Source organism: Mycobacteriales bacterium, assembly GCA_030697205.1.
Lineage (GTDB): Bacteria > Actinomycetota > Actinomycetes > Mycobacteriales > SCTD01 > JAUYQP01.
Map to the genome: position 1 here is coordinate 15,147 of JAUYQP010000024.1, position 21,055 is coordinate 36,201.

Genomic DNA, 21,055 nt, shown 5'->3' on the forward strand with positions numbered 1-21,055 from the left:
TGTTACTCGCTGTCGCCTTGGCCACCTGCTGGGTGCCCGACGCAGCCGCAGCCCGCGCCACGGGGGCGGTTGCCACTCCCGTGGTCGCGGTCATCGACAGCGGCCTGCGCGCCAGCCACCAGGAGTTCGACTACCGGGGGGCGCGCTCGGCGACCGACCAGGTCGTGGCGTGGTGGGACTTCACCGCCACCCGGGGGCCTGTCTCGTGCCGGGTTTGATGGAGACCATCAAGCCACGGAGGATGACGGATGGCGGCACCACGGAAGTACCCGGATGAGCTTCGGGAGAGAGCGATCCGGCTGACGCTGGACGCGCGCAAGGATCCGGCCTCGCGGCCGGGGGCGTGTGCGCGGATCGGTGAGCAGCTGTTGGTGAACCCGGAGACGCTGCGTGGCTGGGTCACGCAGGCCGAGATCAACGAGGGGCAGCGGCCGGGGACGACGACCTCGGACGCGGACAAGCTCGACAAGCTCGAGCGGGAGGTCAAGGAGCTGCGTCGGGCGAACGCGATCTTGCGTTCGGCGTCGGCTTTTTTCGCGGCGGAGCTCGACCGCCCGTCTCGCTGATCGTGGACTACATCGATCAGCACAAGCAGGAGCAGGGGGTCGAGCCGATCTGTGCCGCGTTGACTAGCGCGGAGCTCAAGATCGCCCCGAGCACCTACTACGCAGCGAAGAAGCGCATGCCGTCGGCACGCGCGATCCGCGACGAGGAGCTCAAGCCCGTGATCGCGAGGGTCCACGAGGAGAACTACGGCGTGTACGGGATCCGCAAGATGCACGCCGCGCTCGCGCGGGAGCCGGTGCTGGCCGACAGCCGGCCAGTCGCGCGCTGCACGGCCCAAAGGTTGATGGCCGAGCTCGGCCTACGGGGGATCTCGCGCGCGAAGGGCCCTCGCACGACGATCCCGGGCAGCGGCCCGGACACCCGCCCCGACCTGGTGGACCGCCAGTTCACTGCCGAGGGCCCCGATCAGCTGTGGGTCGCCGACATCACCTACTGCCGGACCTTCGCCGGCTGGGTCTACGCCGCGTTCATCCTCGACGTCTTCAGCCGCCGCGTCATCGGATGGCAGCTGTCGACCTCGCTACGCACCGACCTGGCCCTCGATGCCCTGAACATGGGCCTGTGGACCCGGCAGCGTGAGAACCATGACACCAGCGCGCTGGTCCATCACAGCGACAAGGGCGTGCAGTACCTCGCGATTCGCTACACCGAGCGACTCGCCGAGGCCGGGCTCGTCGCGTCAGTCGGAAGCACCGGCGACAGCTATGACAACGCCATGGCCGAAGCCTTCAACAGCCTGTTCAAGGCCGAGCTCGTCCGCAACCGCGGGCCCTGGAAGAACATCGACGACCTCGAGATCGCCGTTGCCGAATACATCGACTGGTTCAACCATCGACGCCTTCACGGCGAGATTGGGCTGCTCCCACCGGTCGAGTACGAGACCCTGCACCGCAAGTCCAGCCTCACCGAAGCAACCCGCTTCGCGTGAGTTCAGACCCTCCATCAAACCCGGTACTTGACAGGGGTCGTGCCGTTCTGCGGACACGGACCTCGCCTCCATGGCCGCTGTGTCTCGGCTGGGCTACCGTCGGTGCGTTGCGCAGCAGACCATCCGGGGGTAGGTCCAGGTGAGCGATCAGGTGTTGCCGCGGGCGGGTTCGGCGTACGTCGACCTTCCTTCGTCGCGTGACGCGGGCACCGCGGCGGCACGCGCTGCTCTCGACAGCGCGGGGCTGCAGACGGCGGATCTGGCGTTCTGCTTCCACCACGGACGTCATGACCCGGCCGAGGTCGTCGCTGGTGTGCGCGAGGCGCTGGGCCCGACAACGCGGATCGTCGGCGGCACCGCGATGGGCGTCATCACCAACGCGGATGTCAGCTACGAAGGGCATCAGGTGGGCGTCGCCGTGCTCGGTGGGCTCGACCCCGCCAGCGTCGTCTTCGCCTCCGCGTCCGGGTTGGCGGCGCGCTCCGAGTACGACGTCGGGCGAGACCTGGCTTCGGATCTGTCGGCCGCGTCCGACCTTGCGGCCCTCGACGTGCTCCTGCTCTACAGCTCGATCGCTCGCGGGCTGACGCATCCCGATGGGCTTGCTCTCAACTTCGGCACCCCTCTGCTCGCCGGGCTCCTGGAGGTCGCGGGTGCGCCGAGGTCGGTGTCCGGTGCCGGGCTCGTCGACTCGGGTCAGCCGACGTGGTCGCACGTGTACGTCGATGACGTCGCCGACCGGGACGCCGCTGTCGCGGTCGGCTTCCAGGGCAGTCTCCGGATGGACACGGTCGTCCTGCACGGCTGTCGACCCGCCGGCTCCTACCGAACGATCACCAAGACGGCCGGGCCGGTCGTGCTGGAGATCGACGGTCGTCCTGCCCTCGAGGTGGTCGATGAGCTGCTCGGCGGGGCGCTGCCTCGCGCGGAGTACCCGTTCAACGTGATCCTCGGCGTCAACCGGGGCGATCGCTTTGCGGACTTCGACGAGGAGCAGTACCAGACGCGGCTGTGCCTGGCCGTCGACGAGTCGAGTGGTGGTCTGGTCATGTTCGAGCCGGACCTGGAGGCAGGCTCGCTGGTGCAGCTGATGCGGGTCTCCACCGACTTCGCCTACGTCGAGGACCGCGTCGCCAGCGTCCTTGCTCAGGTCGGAGACCGGACCCCGCTGCTCGCGCTCTACCTCGACTGCGCCGGACGGTGCGTGATGGGTTCCGCGATGCCCGAGGAGGAAGGCCACGCCGTACGACGGGCTCTGGGTGACATCCCCCTGCTCGGTGCCTACACGGGCATCGAGATCGCTCCCGTCGTCGGGACGCCCCGACCGCTGGACTGGACCGGGGTGCTGTGCCTGATCAGCCGTTGACCGAGGCTGAGGCAGAGCTCCGTTACCTGCGCCGGCAGCTGGACGAGGTCGCTGCCGAGACGGTGAAGCTCACCCGTCGTGCGCAGTCCGCCGGCGGTGAGCTGGAAGTACGGCGGCGCGGGTTCTCGCTGCTGGCGAGCCTGGGTCAGTCGCTGGGTGCGCACACCAGCCTGGAGCCCGCGCTTGCCTCCGTGCTGCCGCTCGTCGAGGCGAAGCTGCACGTCCAGCGGACGGTCGCACTGCGGCGTTTCGGTGCGGTGTACGAGCCCTACTCCTGGACCGGCTTCCCGCCCAGTTCGCCACCGACCGGACCGGTCGAGCTCCCGGACTCGATCTTCGAGGCGGACGGGGTAGCTGTCGCTTCGGACGAGCAGGTGGCCGAGTGGGTCGCGGCGGCTCGCTTGAGCTTCGGGGTGCCCGAGTTCATCGCGGTTCCGGTGGTCGACGGTGAGTGCGTGCTGGTAGTCGGGCGGTTGGGGGCGCGCTCCGGTTTCTTCGCTTCGCTGAACGAGGTGGACCTCGACACCGTGCGCGCGGTCGCCGGCCTCGTCGGCGCGGCGGTCCAGAACGCGAAGATGGCGGCGTTGAACGAGGTGCGCCGGTTCCTGGCGCCGGCGGTGGTCGAGGAGCTCATGCAGGGCCATCTGACCCGTACCGAGGTCCACGAGCGCCGGGAGGTCACGATCCTGTCCGCCGACATGGTCGGCTTCACCGCATTGGCGGACCGGGTCTCACCGGCCGTCCTGGCGCGTGTCCTGGACTCCTACCTGCGTGACATGACCTCGGTGGCCTACGCGCACCAGGGGACAGTCGGAACATTCGCCGGTGACGGCATCCTCGTCATCTTCGGTGCCCCGACGGTGATGACCGCCGAGGAGCACGCCTGGAACGCCGCCCAGGCAGCCTTCGCGATGAGGTCGCAGATGCCACGTCTGGTCGAGGCGCTGAGCGCCGAGGTCGGCCCGCTTGAGCTGCAGGTGCGCATCGGCGTCAACACCGGGTCCTGCGCGGTCGGCGTCTTCGGCTCTGACACCCACCGCGTCTACACGGCGATCGGCATGCCTACGAACCTGGCCGCGCGCCTCGAGGGTGCCGCGGCACCTGGCGAGGTCCTCGTGTCGCCGCGGACGCTCGAGCTCCTGACCGGACGTGTGACCGGCACCTCGCGCGGTCCGCTGACGCTCAAGGGCATCTCCGCCCCCGTCGTCGCCTCTGCGATCGAGCCCACTGACGGCTGTCGAGTTCCCGACAGTCCGGCAGGAGACGACGGCCGGGAGTGGGAAGGTCACTAGCGTGCGCCGACTCGCTGTTCCGGTTCTGGTTCTTTCGCTGATGCCGGCTGCTCTTGGGCAGCCGGCCGGCGCTGCCAGCAGCAATGTCGTGCGGGTGTCGGGTGCGAGTCCGTACGCGGCCGACTGCTTCGACGTCGAGGACGGCGGGTTCGGGACCGGTTTCAGCGACGCGGAGACCGAGGTGACGCTCGCGGCTGACCCGCGTCGCCCGACGCATCTGGTCGCCGGGTGGATGCAGGACCTCTACAACGGCTACGTCACCGCGACCTCCGTCGACGGCGGTCGGACGTGGTCACGCCCGACCGTCGTACCCGGCGTCTCGGCCTGCTCGGGCGGCGACGCAGACCTGGGCTTGGATCCCTGGGTGTCCATCGGCGCCGACGGCACGGCCTACCTCTCGGGCTTCTCGCTCGACCTCCCCGACGCGACCGTGCCGGCTCCTGTGCGGTCCCGCCTTCAGGTCAGCACCTCTCAGGACCTCGGCCGGCAGTGGTCGCGGCCGCGTGTCATCACCGACGACCCAGTCGTTCTGAACGACAAGCCGGCGGTGACGGCAGACCCGAAGAAGGCGGGCCGCGCCTACCTGGTGTGGACGCGCGAGTCGACGGCCTTCGGGCCGCTGTCGACCGGGATCTCCTTCACGCGGACCGATGACGGCGGTGCGACCTGGAGCGAAGCCCGCACCGTGCTCGCGCCCAACCCGCCGACGCTTATCCCGCACGGCAGTGAGCTGCTCGTCCTGCCGGATGGCTCGCTTCTCGTGATCGCCACCATGCTTCCGGGGCTGGTGCCGGACACGGGCCGCTTCCTCCCGCACACCGTGCAGGCGGTGCGCTCCACCGACGGCGGTCAGACGTGGTCAGCGCCCGTGACCGTCGCGGAGTTCACCACCGCCGATGGCAGCTTCCACTCGGGTGCGGACCCGGACAGCGGCGACCGGTTGCAGGCGCCGAGCGCCTTCACTGGCGTGGACGTCGCGCCCGACGGCACGGTGTACCTGGTGTGGCGGCACGCCCTGTCCGAGCAGCAGAGTGAGCTGCGCTTGTCCCGCAGCGCTGACGGTGGACGGACCTGGTCCTCCCCGCGCGCCGTCACTGCGCCCAGGACCGCGACGTTCCTGCCCCACCTCGCGGTGGCCGGTGACGGGACCGTCGGACTCAGCTACCACGACACCCGTCGAGACGTTGCGGGCGATGACGCGTTCACCGCCGACGTGTGGTTGGCGCGTTCGCGTGACGGGGGGCGGACGTGGCAGGAGGAAGCCCTGATCGGACCGGTGGACCTGCGCCGGGCTCCGATGCGGGAGATCCCCCAGGCAGGTCGGTTCGTCGGCGACTACCACGGATTCGTCGGGCTCCCGCAGGGGTTCCTGGCAGCTCTCGCGCTCCCAGCTCCCATCGCGCAGGTGGGGACGACGGACGTGTTCGCCGTCCAACGGTCCTCGTCCGTGACCCGACGCCCGGCGGCACCTGTGGACCGGCCTGCAGGTCCAGCGGGACTGGCCACAGGACAGCTGCCCGCCACCGGCATTCAGGAAAGCGCTGCAGCACTCGGATTCGCGAACATGCTTGCGCTGGCGGTAGTCGTCCGACGGCGTCGACAGCCCTCCGTGCGCGGGTAGCGCCGAAGGGGGTCCGGCCACTCGCTTCCCAGCGCTCGGCGGCCAGCGAGCAACGCCCTTTCCCCGTCGCCGGGGAACAGACCCTGAGGCTTGCTCTCAAGCCGCCGCGGGCACATCCTGAACAGGGACGAAGCCCGACCTGGACGGAGGTGCGATCACAGTGCGTGACACCCGACTGGCTCCCACATCGCGCGCCCTCCGTAGCACGCCCGGCGTGCCCGCTACGTGCCCGATCGAGAGAGATCTCTACAGCTCCAGAGCGCCTACAACAACTCCAGAGCGCCTGGAAAATAAGGAAAGTAGGCTCATCACGAGGGGCTAAGTCCGAACTGGCAGTGTGGAGGTCGGCGAGCCCGCGGCCGGTCAGCTAGGACGCTTGCGAATCCGTGCAAGCGCGTCCAACGCAGTGTCGTCGGCCGTAGGCAGTGTGTGCAGGTAGCGCTCGGTCGTGGCGATGCTTGCATGACCGAGCCGCTCCTTTACGACCTGCAGGTCGGCACCACCGGCGAGAAGCCATGACGCATGGGCGTGGCGTAGGTCATGCATGCGCACGCTCCCCTCGAGGCCGGCGGCCTTGCATGCCGGTGTCCACACGTTGTTGCGGAACCAGTCACGGGACAGGTGCCCGTCACCGGCGACGACACGAGGCTGGCTGCCCCCGTCGCTGCCCCCGGCGCGCCGACGGGCGCGGTAGGCGGCGAACACCGCCCGGCACAGCGCGCAGCGGCACCTGCCGGCGGTGTAGGCCGACAGAGTCGCGTGCCGGTAGGTCCGGCCCTTGTCGTTCGGCTCGGTGCGGCCGCTCTCCGCACTCGGGACGGGCACCAGCCGCGGCGGGGCCTCCGGCTCCGGCTGGGTGAAAAGCAGGTCGTCCGGCGCCAACCCGTTGTCCCGCACGTACTCGGCGACCCGTGCGGCGACGGCGGTGCTGAGCTTGAAGCGGCGGCTCAGCTTGCCCTTCGGGTAGGGCTTGACGTGGAACCTGCCGCCCTCCGGATGGAACTTCGGGTTCACCATCACCACGGCCCGGCTGACCGTCAGGATCCGGCTCGCCGCGTCGAGGTCGGCCGGACGCAGCTCGGTGATCTCGCCCCACCGCAGCCCGGAGTCGATCGCCACCTCGACGAGCAGCTGGCTCATCTCGTCCGGCAGCGCGTCGTAGATCGTCTCGAACTGCTCCGGCGTGACGATCCGGAACTCCTTGCGCGCCACCGTCGGGGTCTTCACCCCACGGCACGGATGCAGCTGCACCACCGCGTCGTTGAGCGCGGTCGTGAAGATCGCCGACAGGATGATCTTCTGGTGCCGGATGTTCGCCGGGCTGACACCGGCCGCTACGCGGTCGCTGACCCACTCGCGGACGTGGCTGGGCAGGATGGTGGTCATGCGCATCGTGCCGAAGAACGGCACCAGGTGCTTGTCGATGGAGTAGCGGTAGGACTCGCGGGTGCTCGGCTCGAGCACGTGGTGCGGGAACCACACCTCGTCCACGTACCGCTTGAACGGCAGCTTGCCGACGTCGGCACCCGAGAGCTTGCCCTGCCCGACCAGCACCGAGGCCTGCGCAGCGGCGGCGGCCGCCTCCCGCTTGCTGGCAAAGGTGCCGGCGCTGCGGGTCTGGCCGCGGGCGTCGCGGTAGCAGGCCATGAACCCCGGCCGGCCGTCGTCGCAGGGGCGGGCGCGCACCCAACCGAGCGGCACCGCGTCCACCTCCTCTGACGTCCGTGCGGCCCGAGGGTCGCTGATGTCCGCAGAATGTCCGCAAACTCAGACGACTCTGAGCGACCGGGAGCGTTCTGCAGCGACCCAGAAATACCCTCTGACCTGCGGTTTTGCCAAGTGTACGCCCATCGGGACTGTTGGTAAACGCCGCTCATAACCCAGAGGTCGTAGGTTCAAATCCTACCCCCGCTACACATATCAGAGGGCCCCTCACAGTTCGACTGTGCGGGGCCCTCTGCATTGTGCGACACGGCTCAGACGTGCGTAGGCCCAGAACGAGGGCAGGGCTTCGGGATCGTGGCTGTCCAGGACCAGTCCCAACAGGCGTACGGACACGTGGCCTTCAGCACGGCTTCGGTCACGGCGACTGTGTCGCGGCTACAGGCCGGTGGGTCTCGTACATCCGCACCGCGACGACAGCGCCGGAGGCAGCGGTGATGGCGGCGACCGCCCAGACTGCGGTCGGGATGCCATAGGCGTCGGCGAGGACGCCGGCGAGCACTGCGCCGACGGCGAAGCCACCGTCACGCCAGAGCCGGTAGACGCCTACGGATCGGGCCCGCCAGGCGGGGTGGGCGACGTCGCCGATCGCGGCGAGCAGCGTCGGGTAGACCATCGCGGTGCCGGCGCCGAGAAGCACGGCGGCGACCGCCCAGGTGCTGAACGTGTTGCCGAGCGCGTACAGACCAAGCGCCAATGCCTGGACCCACATGCCGGCGGCGATGAGCCACTTGCGCCCGATCCGGTCCGACAGGCCGCCGGTGATGAGTTGCCCGATGCCCCAGACGGCCGGGTAGAGCGCGGCGAGGACGCCGACCTGGCTGATCGTCAGGCCGTGCTGGGTGAACAGCAGCGGGAACAATCCCCAGGCGAGGCCGTCGTTGAGGTTGTTCACCATGCCGGCCTGGCTGGCGGCCGACAGGGCCTTCTCCTTGAGGGAGGTGAGCATCAGGATCTCGCGGGTGGTGAGCTCGCCGTGCAGGTCGCTGTTGGTGGTGACGTGTGCGGCGGCTTCGTGCAGGGCGTGCCCGCGGGTCTCCTTCACGCCGAGAGTGGACAGGCCGAGGCCGAGGGCGATGTAGGCGGCTCCCAGCAGGAAGGGCGCCGGTCGCAGGCCGTAGGTCTGGGCGAGCCAGCCGGTGGCCAAAGCGGTGATGGCGAGCGCGCCGTAGCCAGCGGCTTCGTTGAAGCCCATCGCGAGTCCGCGCCGGGCTGGTCCCACGAGGTCGATCTTCATGATGACGGTGGTGGACCAGGTCAGGCCCTGGTTGATCCCGAGCAGCACGTTGGCGGCGATGACCCACCACCAGCTGGGAGCCCAGATCAGCAGCGCCGGGACGGGCAACGCGACCAGCCAGCCAGCGACGAGCACGGGCTTGCGGCCGTACCGGTCGGAGAGGGTGCCGGCGAAGAAGTTGGTGGCGGCCTTCACCAGTCCGAAGGCGACGATGAAGGTCAGGGCGGCGCTGTAGCCGTCGAGGTCGAAGGTCTGCTTGGCCAGCAGTGGGACGACGGTGCGCTCCTGGCCGAGCGTGCCGCCGACGAGGGCGTTGACGGCGACGAGGAGGCTGAACTGGGCCAGGTTCTCCTTCAGGCCCAGCCGGATCCCGCCCCGCTCGGCCGGCTGGTGCAACACCGTCACGGACCGACCTCGAGGGACGCGCCGTGCGCCGCGGACCAGTCGCCAGGGCCGCCGGTGACGATGCTGACGTCCTCGCACCCGCTGGCAGCGAGCAGGCTCGCGGCTGTCGCGGCGCGTTCGCCGTGGCCGCAGATGGTCTGCAGCGGACCCGTCAGTCCCGCGGTGCTCACGGTGGCGAGCTCGGCGTTGCGGGCCCCGGGGAGATGCCCGGCGGCAAACTCGTTGCGTTGGCGGATGTCGACGACCCGTGTCGGATCCGCGTGCGCCGCCTCGATCAGCGGCAGCGAACGCACGGTCCCGCCCGCGGCCTGCCACGCTGCGAGGCCGCCGCCGAGTTCGCCGGCGAGCTGCTCGACGCCGACCTTGAGGGCCTGCCAGACGATCTCGTCCGGGTCCTGGTCAGGGTTGCGCACGATGACGACCGGCCGGGTGGGATCGGTGAGCCAGCCGAGCCAGGTCGCGAACGCGGCGCGCAGCTCGATGGACAACGATCCGGGTACGTGCCCGGCGGCGAACTCGGTGATGGGGCGAGCGTCGATGACCTGCGCGCCTTCACCCTGCAGCCCTACGACCTGCTCGACGGTGAGTGGTGCCAGACCCGGTGTGCCGGACAGGACGGCCGGGCCGCGCCGGTTGAGCTCGCCAAGGCGCCCGAAGTACGCCGGGTACGAACCGAGGCTGTCGAGCAAGGTCCGCACGAAGGCGTCCTCATCAGGAGCCGCGAGCAGCGGGTTGGTGGCCCTCTGCTCCCCGATCGTGGTGGTCCGGGCCGCCCCGGGCGGGGCGGAGCAGAACGAGCCGGCGCCATGGGTGGGCAGCACGGCTGTCTCGTCATCGAGCTCGTCGACGAGACGGTGCAGCGAGCGGTACTGCGCGCGGGTGAGTGCCTCGGTGTTCTCGGCGCCGGCGAGGTCGGTGCGGGCTGCCGCCCCGACGATGAGTGACCCGCCGGTGAACACTGCGAGCTGCTCCGAGCCATCCATCAGCAGATAGGACAGGTGCTCCGGCGTGTGGCCAGGAGTGACCAGGGCGCGCAGCGTGAGTCCGCCGAGGTCGACCTCATCGCCCTCGACGAGCCCGCGGTGATCGAAGCGTCGATGTCCGGTCGCGGAGCCGAGAACCTGGGCGCCCTGGTCGGCGGCAAGCTGCACCGAGCCGGTGAGGAAGTCCGCGTGCAGGTGCGTCTCGGCAGTGAACGCCACCGTCAGGCTGTGGAGGCCAGCAGCCTCGCGAAGCGACCGCAGGTCCCGGGACGGGTCGACGGCCAGGGCACGACCATCGCCGAGGTCGACGAGGTACGCAGAGTTGCCCAGCCCCTCGTCGACGAGGGGGACGATCAGCGGGCTGTTCTTCACGAGCTCTCCAAGGCGCGTCCGCGGTCTGAGCACGTGCCGGACATGCTCAAGTGATCCCTTGAGGAAGGTTCGTCGACGGCCTCGGCCATTGTCAAGTGTTCGTTTGAATGGATACTGTCGCTGTGTGCTGGCGGGTGCGCAAGATGGGTGACCGAGCGTCCAAGGACGCCTTGTTCGATGGCTTCGCGCTGGTCGGCAAGGCGCTGGGCAACGGACGGCGCGCCGAGCTCGTCGACGTGCTGGCGCAGGGTGAGCGTTCCGTCGAGGAGCTGGCCGGCGAGATCGGGCAGAGCGTCGCGAACACCTCGCAGCACTTGCAGCAGCTCCTGCGCGCCGGTCTGGTCACGACCCGCAGGGAAGGCACCCGGGTCTACTACGCACTTTCCAGCGCGCAGGTGCGGGACCTGTGGCAGGGGCTGCGTGAGGTGGCTGCCGCGCACGTCGCCGAGCTGGACCGGCTCGCCGAGGCCTACCTGGGCGATCGTGCCGGACTGGAGTCGATCGGCCAGTCCGAGCTGCGCAGCAGGCTCCGAGCCGGTGACGTGGTCGTGCTGGACGTCCGGCCGACACCGGAGTACGCGGCGGGGCACATCGCCGGCGCGCGTTCCCTTCCGCTGGCCGACCTGGCCCGACGACTGAAGGACCTCCCCAAGGACACCGAGGTCGTCGCGTACTGCCGCGGTCCCTACTGCGTCTACGCCGACGACGCGGTGCGGCTCCTGTGCCGTCGGGGCTACCGGGCCAGCCGGCTCGTGGACGGGTTTCCGGAGTGGGAACGTGCGGGGCTCCCCACAGCCTCGGATGCGCTGTGACAGGTGCTGCGGGTGGAGTGCGGCTGGCCGAGCTCGTGGCTGCCCTGTCGCTCGCGACCGATCTGGGGCTGGGGCAGCCGCAGGAGCACATCATCCGGCAGACCCTGATCGCGATGCGGGTCGCGGAGCTCGAGAACCTGTCCGACGACGAGCGGGCGGCGATCTTCTACGTGTCACTGCTCGCCTGGGTCGGGTGCGTCGCGGACGCGCACGAGATGGGCAAGTGGTTCGGCGACGACATGAAGGTGCGTGCCGACAGCTATCTGGTCGACCTGACCGGGGTGCCGATGATGCGCTTCATGCTCGGCCATGTCGGCGGCGGTAGCTCCCCGATCCGACGACTGACGATGATCGGCAAGTTCCTGGCCGGCGGGTCGAACGAGGTACGTGCCTCGATGGCCTCGCACTGCGAGGCCTCCGGCGACCTGTCGTTGCGCCTGGGGCTGGGAGCGGAGGTCCGTGATCCGCTTCAGCAGGCGTTCGAGCGCTGGGACGGCAAGGGTTCCCCGGCCCAACTGCACGGCGATGAGATCGCACGCATCATGCGAATCGTCCACATCTCCAACGACGTGGAGATGCTGCACCGGCTCGGCGGCGTCGAGGCTGCCTGCGAGATGCTGCACTCCCGCCGGGGCACCGAGTTCGACCCGGAGCTCGTCGACCGGTTCTGCGCGCACGGCGGTGATCTTCTTGCCTCCCTGGAAGAGCTCGACGGCTGGGACACGCTGATCGGCGGGCACGAAGGGCTGCAACGGCAGCTCAGCGACGACGAGCTCGACGTAGCGCTGGAGGCGTTCGCCGACTACGCCGACGTCAAGTCGCCGTACACGCTCGGGCACTCCCGCGGGGTCGCCCTGTTGGCCGCAGCAGCCGCCGCCAGCGTCGGCCTGCCGGTCGACGACGTCACACTGGTACGGCGGGCGGGGCTGGTGCACGACGTCGGCACGATCGGAGTCGCCTCAGGGATCCTGGACAAGCCCGGGCGGCTCACCGAGGCCGAACGAGAGCGCGTCCGCACCCACCCGTACCTGACAGCACGCACCTTCTCCAAGCCCGCTGCGCTCGGCGCCATCGGACAGCTGGCTGCGCTGCACCACGAGCGGATGGACGGCTCCGGGTACCCGTCGGGAGTGACGGCCGACGGCCTGCCGATGGCTGCCCGGGTGATCGCCGCCGCCGACGTTTACCACGCGCTGCTGGAGCCTCGCCCCCACCGTGCCGCGCTGCCGCGCGAGGAGGCCCGGAAGATCCTCACGGCCGAGGTGACTGCCGGCCGTCTGGACGGTGACGCCGTGCGGGCGGTGCTGGACGCCGCCGGGCACCGGGTGCGGCGCAGGACCGAGCACCCGGCAGGCCTGACTGCGCGCGAGGTCGAGGTCCTCGTGCTGCTGGCGCGAGGCCGGACCAAGCAGCAGATCGCCCAGGAGCTGAGCATCTCCGCCAAGACGGTCAACACCCACGCCGAGCACATCTACGGCAAGATCGGCGTGACCTCCCGCGGTGCCGCTGCGCTGTTCGCGATGCGGCACGGGCTGATCACCGTCGCCGAGATCTCGGACTGACCGCACGAAGATCGGGCGAACGCCCGACGCGACGCCGCCCGGGTGCGCCGTAGAACGAAGGCATGACTCGTTCAGGTGAAGCGAAGGGCGCGACGGCAACCCCTTCGTGGTCCGTCGGAGGCCTGTTCCTGGAGGCCCTGGCCGTCCGCGACTTCGACCGGATGGCGGACTGCTTCACGCCCGAGGCCACGATGAGAGCGCTGATCCCGCCCGGTCTGACCGAGTGCGAGGGCGCCGCGCAGATCGTCGACAACATCCGCTGCTGGTTCGGCGCCGCGGAGGCGTTCGAGGTCCTCGACGGCACCGTCGGTGAGGTCGGCGGCCGGGTGCATGTCTCCTGGCGGCTGCGGCTGCATCCGACGCCCTGGGGTGATGACTCCTGGCACGTCATCGAGCAGCAGGCCTACCTGCGTGCCGGCGACCGCATCGAAGCCATCGACCTGCTCTGCTCCGGCTTCCAGCCCGACACCCACGCCTGACCTCGCCCTCACTCCACCACCTTCACGAAGGGAAGTACGACATGAGCAACAAGGCCGCCATCAGCCTCACCACCGGGCTCGAGGACACCGAGAAGGTCATGATCGCGTTGCTGGTCGCCGTCGGCGCCGCCGAGAGCGGCAGGCCCACCCTCACCTTCCTCACGAAGGAGGCCGTGCGACTTGCCCTGGGGGGCACCGCCATCGGCACCGCCTGCGACGGCTGCCCGAGCCTGCCCGACCTGATGAAGCGCTACGAGGCCGCCGGCGGGGAGCTGCTGGTCTGCCCGATCTGCTTCAACTCCAAGCAGCTCGACCCAGACGGCCTCGTATCGAACGCGAAGCTCGGCGGCACGGTGCAGCTGTGGGAATGGATCGGCGACGGCGCCACCACCTTCAGCTACTAGGAGACCTCTCGTGCTCAACCTCGCCGCGACGCTCAGTGCCTTGCCCGAACGGCAGGGTGACCCGCCCTGGGCCGGTCATGAGTACGTCAAGGGCTGGGGTGTGTTCGGGCTCCCGTTCGACTCCGGGAACGTCCTCGCCCTGCGGGTCTTCCCGGAGAACGACTTCTCGCCGTACCGGACCTTGTGGCACTGCGACCCTGAAGGACGGTGGTCCATCTACGTCGACGGGCCAAGCGTCGACACCGCCTGTCCGCGGTACTACGGCCCGGCCTGCGCACACGTCGGATACGCGCAGATCCAGCTCGAGTGGACCGGGCCCGCCTCGCTGCGCGTCACCGTGGACGAGCCAGCTGTGGACTGGACGCTCACGGTTCTGGAGACCCCGATGCTGCGGGCCATGAACGCGATCAGCCCCCGGCTGCCGCTGAGCACCTGGCGGTCGCCACGACTCGTGCACGCTCGCGAAGTGATGGCCCGGCGAGCGCTCGGCCTTGGGGAGATCCGGATGTCGGGGACGATGCCCAGCGGTCACGAGGGAGTCCTGATGCCCCAGCGCATGTACTTCATCGACGAAACCTCCGCGGTCCTCGACGGCGTCGACCTCGGCTGCGCCACCCGGGTGAGTCCCAACCCCCAGATCGGTCAGGTCCCACTCCCCGCCCGTGGCGTGCTCGCCATCGGCCAAGGCGCGTGGGAGATCCCCAACAGCAAAGGAGTACGACGATGACGAAGACTGCGCAACTCGACACCGCGGACCTCGAGCGGCGCGTCAAGGACGTCTACCGGCACGTCGCGGAGCACCCCGAGGAGCAGTACCACTTCGAGATGGGCCGCCCTCTCGCAGCCCGGCTGGGTTATCCCAGCGAGCTCCTCGACGCGATCCCGGCAGCCTCCCTCGCCTCCTTTGCCGGCGTCGGCTACTACCTGGACCTGCTCGGCGACCTCACCGGTCAACGCGTGCTCGACCTCGGGAGCGGTTCCGGCACCGACTCCTTCGCAACCGCGCACCTGGTCGGACCGACCGGGTCGGTCACCGGCGTCGACATGACCCCCGAACAGCTCGCAAAGTCCGAGCGGCTCAGAGCAGTCGCAGGCATTTCCACGGTCCGCTTCGTCGAGGGCTACATCGAGCAGCCACCCGTACCTGATGGCTGCTTCGACGCGGTCGTGTCGAACGGGGTCGTCAACCTGTCGGCCGACAAGCCCGCTGTCTTCCAGGCGGTGGCGCGAGCGCTCGTCCCTGGTGGGCGGCTGGCCTTGTCGGACATCGTCACCGAACGGCCCCTCACCGAGGCGATCGTGTGCAGCGCCGAGCTCTGGGCCGCCTGCATCGGTGGCGCAGCGCAGATCGACGACTACCTCGCCGCGATCGAAGCCGCCGGGCTGCACGTGCAGGAGGTGCGCGACAACCCGGCGTACGCCTTCCTGTCCGACTCGGCCCAGGGCGCCACGCAGACCTACGGCGTCAAGAGCATCTCCCTGATGGCGGTCAAGCCAGCCTGAGCAAGCCGACGCCAACGAGCTTCACCGGCGGTCGGGCGAAGCCCGTCGGTTGCGGCGCATGCCGGCTGTGTGGTGTCCGGTCGACCAGGCTTCCTCGCCTTCGTGCGAGCACTGACACCGACCGGAATCTGTCGCGCCGAACCTGGCGCGTCGCCGCCAACCTGGGTTAGTACACGGGCATCACGGGTGCTCCCTGCGACGAGGCATGCAGGCTCGGCGGTGAAGGTGGGCTTGCGGTGGTCTTTGGCAGGCGCGCGCCTGGTGACGCCCGGCTGGCGTGCGCCTAGAGTGCGGATGATCGAGGCAGCAGGCGCGTCCTCCTGAGGAACCGAGGACCCATGAGCAGTCGCACGCCCACCTCCGAGGTCTCGATGACCCTCGCCGAGACCTTCGTGGACCTCGCCGACACGCTCGTGGACGACTACGACGTTGTGGACCTGCTCGGCCGGCTGGCCCAGGCCTGCGTCCAGCTCTGCTCGGTCGGTGCGGTCGGCATCCTGCTCGACGACCAGCGGGGCAACCTCGTCCTGGTCGCCTCGAGCACGGAGGAGACCCGGCTGCTCGAGCTGTTCCAGATCCAGGCCGACCAGGGACCCTGCCTGGACTGCTTCAGGACGGGCGAGCCCGTGTCGTGCCCTGACCTGCGTGACGCATCGCCCCGGTGGCCGAACTTCGCGCCTGCGGCCGTCAAGAGCGGCTTCCGCTCGGTGACGGCCCTGCCCATGAGGCTGCGTGACGCCACGATCGGGACGCTGAACCTCTTCGACAGCAGTCCCCGGGCCCTGCTCGAAGGTGACATTGCCCTTGCCCAGGCCTTCGCCGACATCGCCACGATCGGCCTCCTGCAGCAGCGCAGCGTGGACCAGAGCCAGCAGGTAGCCGAGCAGCTCCAGCGCGCGCTGACGACCCGCGTGGTCATCGAGCAGGCCAAGGGGATGGTCGCGGAGTGCAACGGCACGAGCGTGGAGGAGTCCTTCCACGCGCTTCGCGGCTATGCCCGCGACCACAACCTCAAGCTCTCCACGGTGGCCGCCGACGTGGTCGCGGGTGCGCTGCGCGGGACCGAGCTGGCGCGAGCCTGACTCCTCCTCGGGGGTGTGACGGGTCCAGGTCGTCCGTTGACGCGCCGATGCACCTGATGTCCACTGTCTGCAGCCGGTTCGCCTGCTTTCAGGCAGAGGATCCAGGTAGCACCCGGCTCCTGACTTGCTTGTCACCAAGCTTCGTGGCCCGTCCAGACCTCGCGCCGCGCGTCGCTTCCAGCCCAAGGGCGGACGACCATGACCGTTGGCGACCTGATCGTCACCTCCCTCTCGCGGGTCGACTCCCTCACTGCCCTGGTGGCCGAGCTGCCGGCCGTGTCCGACCTCGAGACCGCCCTGCACGACCTCGTGGCGCAGTTGTGCGCCGAGGTCTTGGCTGCGAATCAGCAGGAGCGCGCGGCCGAGGTCCCGATGGTCGGTGCGGCTGACCGGGCGGAGCGCCTCCTGCGCTTCGACGAGTGCCTCCGGCTCGTCGCCTCCTGCTCGACCGAGGGACCGGTCGCCCCCGTCGAGCGCGCGCCGGGCGGCCTGGTGGAGCTGTCGACGCTGCCGCCCGTGGTCATCGTCGAGGACGACACCTCGTGCCGGGTGCTCGCACAGCTGAACCTGCAGGCACTGGGTGTCGCGAACCCGCAGGTCGTCGCCTCGACGGGCCTGCTCGCGCTGGAGGTCCTCAGCGCCCTGGTCGCCGCGGGCACGGTGCCGGCGCTCGTGCTCCTGGACGGGCACCTACCAGACCTCGACGGGCTCGAGGTCCTCCGCTGGATCCGCGCGCAGCCTGCCCTGAAGGAGACGCCGGTGGTGATGCTGACGGGGGAGTCCGGTGTCGCCTGGATCGGACGGGCCTACGCCCTCGGCGTCGCGGGCTACCTCGTCAAACCGATCGGAGCCGAGGGCCTCGGGGACGTCCTGCGGGCCCTCCCGGTGCCGTGGGCGCTGCTGCCGTCATGAGAGGGGCAAGCCTGCCTGCGCGCGTCGTCCTGCGACGTCTCCTCGACACCCTGCCGCGGCCGGCCCGCGGCGGGCCAGGTGGCGCCGCGGAGTGCCGGCACGACCGGCAGCTCCGCCTGACGGCCGAGCGGGGACGACCGTTCCGGACGGACTCGCTCACGGGTGTGGACGACCGGGTCGCCCTTCGCCACGCCGTCGTGCGAGCGCTCGCCAGGACGCGGGTGCCAGGACGGGCTGCCGGTGCGCTCCTGCTGGACGTGGACGGCTTCACGTCCGTCAACGACTCCCACGGCCAGCACGGCGGCGATGAGCTGCTGCGCCAGGTCGCCGCCCGGCTCCTCGCGCTGTGCCGGTCGGGCGAGGTCGTCGCACGCCTTGGTGGGGACGAGTTCATCGTGCTCGCCGGGTCTGCGCGGCTCTCGGACTGCGTCGAGCTGTCCGAACGGATCGTCGCCGCGCTGCGGGCGCCGTACGACCTGGGCGGTTCCAGCGTCGTGGTCAGCGCCAGCGTCGGGGTGGTGTACGCCGATGACGAGCAGGACCACGACGCCTTCCTGCAGCAGGCAGACGTCGCCATGCGCGTGGCCAAGGCGGCCGGCGGCGACAGGGTCGTGGTCTTCGACGCCGCGACGCACACGGTGCTGCTGGACCGGCAGGCACTGGGACGGGACCTGCGGACCGCCCTGGGCCAGGGTCAGCTCAGCCTCGTCTACCAGCCGATCATCGACCTCCGCACCGGAGCCACCTGCGGAGCCGAGGCGCTCATGCGCTGGACGCACCCGACACGCGGAGCGGTCTGCCCGACGGTGTTCGTGCCGATGGCCGAGAGCGCCGGCCTCATCGGACGGCTGGGTGCGTGGGTGCTCGAGCAGGCCTGCCTGCAGCTGGCCGCCTGGGACGCGCTCGACACCGGTGGCCAGGGACTGCACATGGCGATCAACGTCTCGCGCCGCCAGCTCGACGGGGAGCTCGCCGACACCCTCCGCAGGATCACCTCCCGGACCGGCATCGCTCCCGGTCGGCTGTTGCTGGAGATCACCGAGACGGCGTTCGTCGAGGGCGACGTCGACCTCGCCCAGCAGCTCGAGGACCTGCGCGCCGTGGGCTGTCGGATCGCCGTCGACGACTTCGGGACCGGCTACAGCGCACTGAACGAGCTGCGACGCATCCCCGTCCAGGTCCTGAAGATCGACAAGTCCTTCGTCGACGGGATCGCCAGCAGTCGCGAGGAGCTGGCCGTGACGACCGCGATCGTCCGGCTCGCCCAGAGCCTGCACAAGACGACGGTGGCGGAGGGGGTGGAGACGGGCGCCCAGCTCGCCCACCTGCTCGGGCTCGGCTGTGAGCTGGCGCAGGGCTTCTTGTTCTCCCGGCCTCTCGACCCCGACGCCTTCACGGCCTACCGCAGCGCGACGCCGGTCTACCAGCCACTGGCCTCGGCGGGCTTTCGAGGCCTCACCGACTGGTCCGTCGCGGGCCTGTCGTGAACCGCGCAACGACCCGCGCCGTCGAGCCCGAGGTGTCGCGGGCGGAGGCTCCGGCGCCCCACGCCCACGGTGCTCTCCTCGGAGCGGGGGAGAGCACGTACGTCGTGCAGAACGGCCAGCTGCGGGTGGTCTACCAGCCCGTCGTGCAGCTCACGACCGATGCGGTCGTCGGAGCCGAGGCAGTCGTGCGATGGGAGCACCCGCGCCTCGGCGCCCTGCAGCCTGTGCAGTCGCTCGCCCTCGCTGAGAGCAGCGACCGGGCTCCCGACATCGCGAACTGGGTGCTGTACGAGGCCTGCTCCGCGCTGGAGGCCCTGCGGGACAGACACCCGCTGTGCCAGACGGTGTCGGTCGACCTGTCCGAGCACCAGGTCCTCGACCCGTCGCTGCCCGAGCGCATCAACCAGGTGCTGGAGAGCACGAGCACCCCGGCGACCGGACTCGTCCTGCGGGTCAGCGGTCGCGGACTCGACCTCGATGCCGCGAGCAGGTGCCTGACGGCACTGCACGACGTCGGTGTGCGGCTGGCCCTCGACGACTACGGCATCGGCCATGCCGGCCTGCTGCTGCTGCGCGACCTCCCGCTCGCCCTGGTCAAGATCGACCGGACGTTCACGCGCGGGCTCACGAGCAACCCGGCCAACCGCGCCATCGTGCGGTCGACACTCGCCCTGGCCGCGAGTCTGGGCATCGAGTGCGTCGCCGAGGACCTCGACACCCCCGCGCAGGCGTCGGCCCTCACCCGGATGGGCTGCGCCCTGGGCCAGGGCGAGATGTGGGCCGGACCGCTGCCCCTCAGCCAGCTGGACGGGTGGCTCGCCGAGCGCCTCGTCGCCTCCTCGGCCAGCACCAGCGTGCCGGAGACGGCCCCCGCGCACCTGACCTTGCCCGAGCTGCTGGACATGCGGCGCAACGGCGCCAGCACCCTCACCCTGGCGGCCATCCTCAACAGCCGCGGGCAGCGCACCCGCGACGGCGTCCGCTGGACCGGCGCGCGCGTCAGTCACGTGCTCCGTGGACGCGAGAGCCTCATCTGATCGACCGCGGAGCGGCACCGGACCCGGACGATCGGTGAGCCCTGTCGCGCACCGTCGTGCGTAGGGTGGGCCCGGATGATGTCCACAGGTGAGACCGACGACGCGCTCGCGTCGCTCGCGCGCGATGCAGAGGTCGCCGCGCCCCACGACCTCGCTGGGCTGTTCGCGGCCTGCGGTCGCGAGCTCGGTGCGGACGACGTGCTGGTCTACGTCACCGACCTCCAGCAGCGGGTGCTCCAGCCGCTGCTGGATCCGACACCGACAGCGGCGCAGGCGGCACTGCCGGTGCTCGGTGTCGACGGCACGCTCGCCGGTCGGGCTTACCAGACGGTCCAGCCGCAGCTGCAGCTCACCGACGACGGCCGCACCCGCGTGTGGCTGCCGCTCGGCATCGGCTCGCTCCGGCTGGGGGTGCTCGTCGCCGTGGTCGCTGACCCCCCGGACGACGAGCAGGTGGAGGCGCTGCAACGCCTCGCCGCTGCTGCAGCCGTGCTCCTGCAGGCCAAGAGCGTCTACGGCGACACCGTCGTGCGGCTTCGGCGCAGCCACCACCTCGGCGTCGCGGCGGAGCTGCACTACTCGGTGCTGCCGCCGCTGTCGTTCTCGGGCGCCCAGGTGACGGTGTCAGCGGCGCTCGAGCCCTGCTACGAGGTCGCGGGCGACGTCATCGACTACTCCGTGGACCCCGGGCGGACGCAGGTCGCGATCTTCGACGGGATGGGTCACGGGCTGCACAGCGCGCAGTGCGCTGTCTTCACGGTGGCGGCGTACCGCTGTGCCCGTCGTGCCGGGCTGGGGCTCGTGGAGGTGCTCGACAGCGTCGACGAGGCGCTCGTCGAGGGGCTCGGCGGCGAGCTGTTCAGCACCGCCGTCATGGCCGACCTCGACACCACGACGGGCCTGCTGCACTGGGTCAACGCCGGCCACCCGCCGCCGCTGCTGCTGCGCGGCGGCAAGGTCGTCAAGGCGCTCGACACCGAGCCGCGACCACCGCTCGGCCTCGGCCACCTCCTCGCCGACGAGACGTGGGAGATCGGCGAGGAGCAGCTCGAGCCGGGCGACATGGTGCTGCTCTACACCGACGGTGTCGTCGAGGCCCGCGCCCCAGACGGCGAGCTGTTCGGCGTCGAACGGCTCGCCGAGCTCGTCCGGGTCCAGCTCGCCGGTGGCCTCGACACGGCGGAGACCATGCGCCGCGTCGTGCGCGAGCTGCTGTCGCACCACGCGGGCCAGCTGAGCGACGACGCCACCCTGCTCATGCTGGAGTGGCGCCGCTAGCCGGTG

The 21,055-nt window shown here is 70.3% G+C and carries 18 protein-coding genes, 1 pseudogene and 1 other annotated feature; of the genes and pseudogenes, 16 read left to right on the top strand and 3 right to left on the bottom strand.

Annotated features, from left to right (window positions below; all coding sequences use genetic code 11):
* Positions 1–17 precede the first annotated feature (17 nt).
* The 5 genes and pseudogenes from Q8R60_07815 (at position 18) to Q8R60_07835 (ending at position 5,774) form a co-directional block, all read left to right on the top strand.
* Entirely contained in the window at positions 18–218 is a 201-nt protein-coding gene (locus Q8R60_07815; protein MDP3712375.1) for a hypothetical protein, read from the top strand.
* Between the two features lie 30 nt (positions 219–248).
* A pseudogene (locus Q8R60_07820) lies at positions 249–1,495 on the top strand (IS3 family transposase).
* Positions 527–655, top strand: a sequence feature (AL1L pseudoknot). (Overlaps the previous pseudogene by 129 nt.)
* A 139-nt stretch (positions 1,496–1,634) precedes the next feature.
* Entirely contained in the window at positions 1,635–2,861 is a 1,227-nt protein-coding gene (locus tag Q8R60_07825) for an FIST N-terminal domain-containing protein (protein MDP3712376.1), read from the top strand.
* Positions 2,858–4,153 (top strand): adenylate/guanylate cyclase domain-containing protein, encoded by a 1,296-nt coding sequence (locus tag Q8R60_07830; protein ID MDP3712377.1) that lies wholly within the window; start codon positions 2,858–2,860, stop codon positions 4,151–4,153. Before Q8R60_07825 ends, Q8R60_07830 begins: the two co-directional genes overlap by 4 nt.
* Before the next feature lies 1 nt (position 4,154).
* Positions 4,155–5,774 (top strand): sialidase family protein, encoded by a 1,620-nt coding sequence (locus tag Q8R60_07835; GenBank protein ID MDP3712378.1) that lies wholly within the window; start codon positions 4,155–4,157, stop codon positions 5,772–5,774.
* A 363-nt stretch (positions 5,775–6,137) separates the two neighbouring features.
* Here Q8R60_07835 and Q8R60_07840 read toward each other — a convergent pair whose 3' ends face one another.
* The 3 genes from Q8R60_07840 to Q8R60_07850 form a co-directional block, all read right to left on the bottom strand.
* Complete coding sequence (locus tag Q8R60_07840) at positions 6,138–7,421, bottom strand: site-specific integrase (GenBank protein ID MDP3712379.1); 1,284 nt, start codon at positions 7,419–7,421, stop codon at positions 6,138–6,140.
* Positions 7,422–7,854: 433 nt separating this feature from the next.
* Positions 7,855–9,138 carry an MFS transporter gene (locus Q8R60_07845; GenBank protein ID MDP3712380.1) on the bottom strand — a complete coding sequence of 428 codons (1,284 nt, stop codon included), beginning with the start codon at positions 9,136–9,138 and terminating at the stop codon, positions 7,855–7,857.
* Entirely contained in the window at positions 9,135–10,493 is a 1,359-nt protein-coding gene (locus tag Q8R60_07850; protein MDP3712381.1) for a rhodanese-like domain-containing protein, read from the bottom strand. The genes Q8R60_07845 and Q8R60_07850 overlap by 4 nt, the downstream gene beginning before the upstream one ends.
* A 143-nt stretch (positions 10,494–10,636) precedes the next feature.
* Here Q8R60_07850 and Q8R60_07855 point away from each other — a divergent pair, with 143 nt between their 5' ends.
* The 11 genes from Q8R60_07855 to Q8R60_07905 all read left to right on the top strand — a co-directional run bounded on the left by Q8R60_07855 (position 10,637) and on the right by Q8R60_07905 (position 21,049).
* Positions 10,637–11,305, top strand: coding sequence for a metalloregulator ArsR/SmtB family transcription factor (locus Q8R60_07855; protein MDP3712382.1), 669 nt, complete (start codon positions 10,637–10,639; stop codon positions 11,303–11,305).
* 17 nt (positions 11,306–11,322) lie between these two features.
* Complete coding sequence (locus Q8R60_07860; protein ID MDP3712383.1) at positions 11,323–12,867, top strand: HD domain-containing phosphohydrolase; 1,545 nt, start codon at positions 11,323–11,325, stop codon at positions 12,865–12,867.
* Between the two features lie 62 nt (positions 12,868–12,929).
* Positions 12,930–13,346 (top strand): nuclear transport factor 2 family protein, encoded by a 417-nt coding sequence (locus tag Q8R60_07865; GenBank protein MDP3712384.1) that lies wholly within the window; start codon positions 12,930–12,932, stop codon positions 13,344–13,346.
* A gap of 41 nt (positions 13,347–13,387) precedes the next feature.
* Complete coding sequence (locus Q8R60_07870; protein ID MDP3712385.1) at positions 13,388–13,750, top strand: DsrE family protein; 363 nt, start codon at positions 13,388–13,390, stop codon at positions 13,748–13,750.
* Between the two features lie 10 nt (positions 13,751–13,760).
* Positions 13,761–14,477 carry a hypothetical protein gene (locus Q8R60_07875; protein ID MDP3712386.1) on the top strand — a complete coding sequence of 239 codons (717 nt, stop codon included), beginning with the start codon at positions 13,761–13,763 and terminating at the stop codon, positions 14,475–14,477.
* Positions 14,474–15,253, top strand: a complete 780-nt coding sequence (locus Q8R60_07880) for a methyltransferase domain-containing protein (GenBank protein ID MDP3712387.1) — start codon at positions 14,474–14,476, stop codon at positions 15,251–15,253. Before Q8R60_07875 ends, Q8R60_07880 begins: the two co-directional genes overlap by 4 nt.
* Before the next feature lie 338 nt (positions 15,254–15,591).
* Positions 15,592–16,335, top strand: a complete 744-nt coding sequence (locus Q8R60_07885; protein ID MDP3712388.1) for a GAF and ANTAR domain-containing protein — start codon at positions 15,592–15,594, stop codon at positions 16,333–16,335.
* 198 nt (positions 16,336–16,533) lie between these two features.
* The gene (locus Q8R60_07890; protein MDP3712389.1) at positions 16,534–17,247 is read left to right on the top strand and encodes a response regulator; all 714 of its coding nucleotides are present in this window, start codon (positions 16,534–16,536) and stop codon (positions 17,245–17,247) included.
* Positions 17,244–18,734 carry a bifunctional diguanylate cyclase/phosphodiesterase gene (locus Q8R60_07895; protein ID MDP3712390.1) on the top strand — a complete coding sequence of 497 codons (1,491 nt, stop codon included), beginning with the start codon at positions 17,244–17,246 and terminating at the stop codon, positions 18,732–18,734. Before Q8R60_07890 ends, Q8R60_07895 begins: the two co-directional genes overlap by 4 nt.
* Entirely contained in the window at positions 18,731–19,771 is a 1,041-nt protein-coding gene (locus Q8R60_07900; GenBank protein ID MDP3712391.1) for an EAL domain-containing protein, read from the top strand. Before Q8R60_07895 ends, Q8R60_07900 begins: the two co-directional genes overlap by 4 nt.
* 75 nt (positions 19,772–19,846) lie before the next feature.
* Positions 19,847–21,049 (top strand): PP2C family protein-serine/threonine phosphatase, encoded by a 1,203-nt coding sequence (locus tag Q8R60_07905; GenBank protein MDP3712392.1) that lies wholly within the window; start codon positions 19,847–19,849, stop codon positions 21,047–21,049.
* Positions 21,050–21,055 lie beyond the last annotated feature (6 nt).

Excerpts from the sequence above, each read along its gene's own strand:
- Q8R60_07890 (MDP3712389.1), top strand. The coding sequence starts at position 16,534 with ATGACCGTTGGCGACCTGATCGTCACCTCCCTCTCGCGGGTCGACTCC.
- Q8R60_07905 (MDP3712392.1), top strand. The coding sequence starts at position 19,847 with ATGATGTCCACAGGTGAGACCGACGACGCGCTCGCGTCGCTCGCGCGC.
- Q8R60_07885 (MDP3712388.1), top strand. The coding sequence starts at position 15,592 with ATGAGCAGTCGCACGCCCACCTCCGAGGTCTCGATGACCCTCGCCGAG.
- Q8R60_07880 (MDP3712387.1), top strand. The coding sequence starts at position 14,474 with ATGACGAAGACTGCGCAACTCGACACCGCGGACCTCGAGCGGCGCGTC.
- Q8R60_07870 (MDP3712385.1), top strand. The coding sequence starts at position 13,388 with ATGAGCAACAAGGCCGCCATCAGCCTCACCACCGGGCTCGAGGACACC.
- Q8R60_07840 (MDP3712379.1), bottom strand. The coding sequence starts at position 7,421 with ATGGCCTGCTACCGCGACGCCCGCGGCCAGACCCGCAGCGCCGGCACC.
- Q8R60_07895 (MDP3712390.1), top strand. The coding sequence starts at position 17,244 with ATGAGAGGGGCAAGCCTGCCTGCGCGCGTCGTCCTGCGACGTCTCCTC.
- Q8R60_07865 (MDP3712384.1), top strand. The coding sequence starts at position 12,930 with ATGACTCGTTCAGGTGAAGCGAAGGGCGCGACGGCAACCCCTTCGTGG.
- Q8R60_07855 (MDP3712382.1), top strand. The coding sequence starts at position 10,637 with ATGGGTGACCGAGCGTCCAAGGACGCCTTGTTCGATGGCTTCGCGCTG.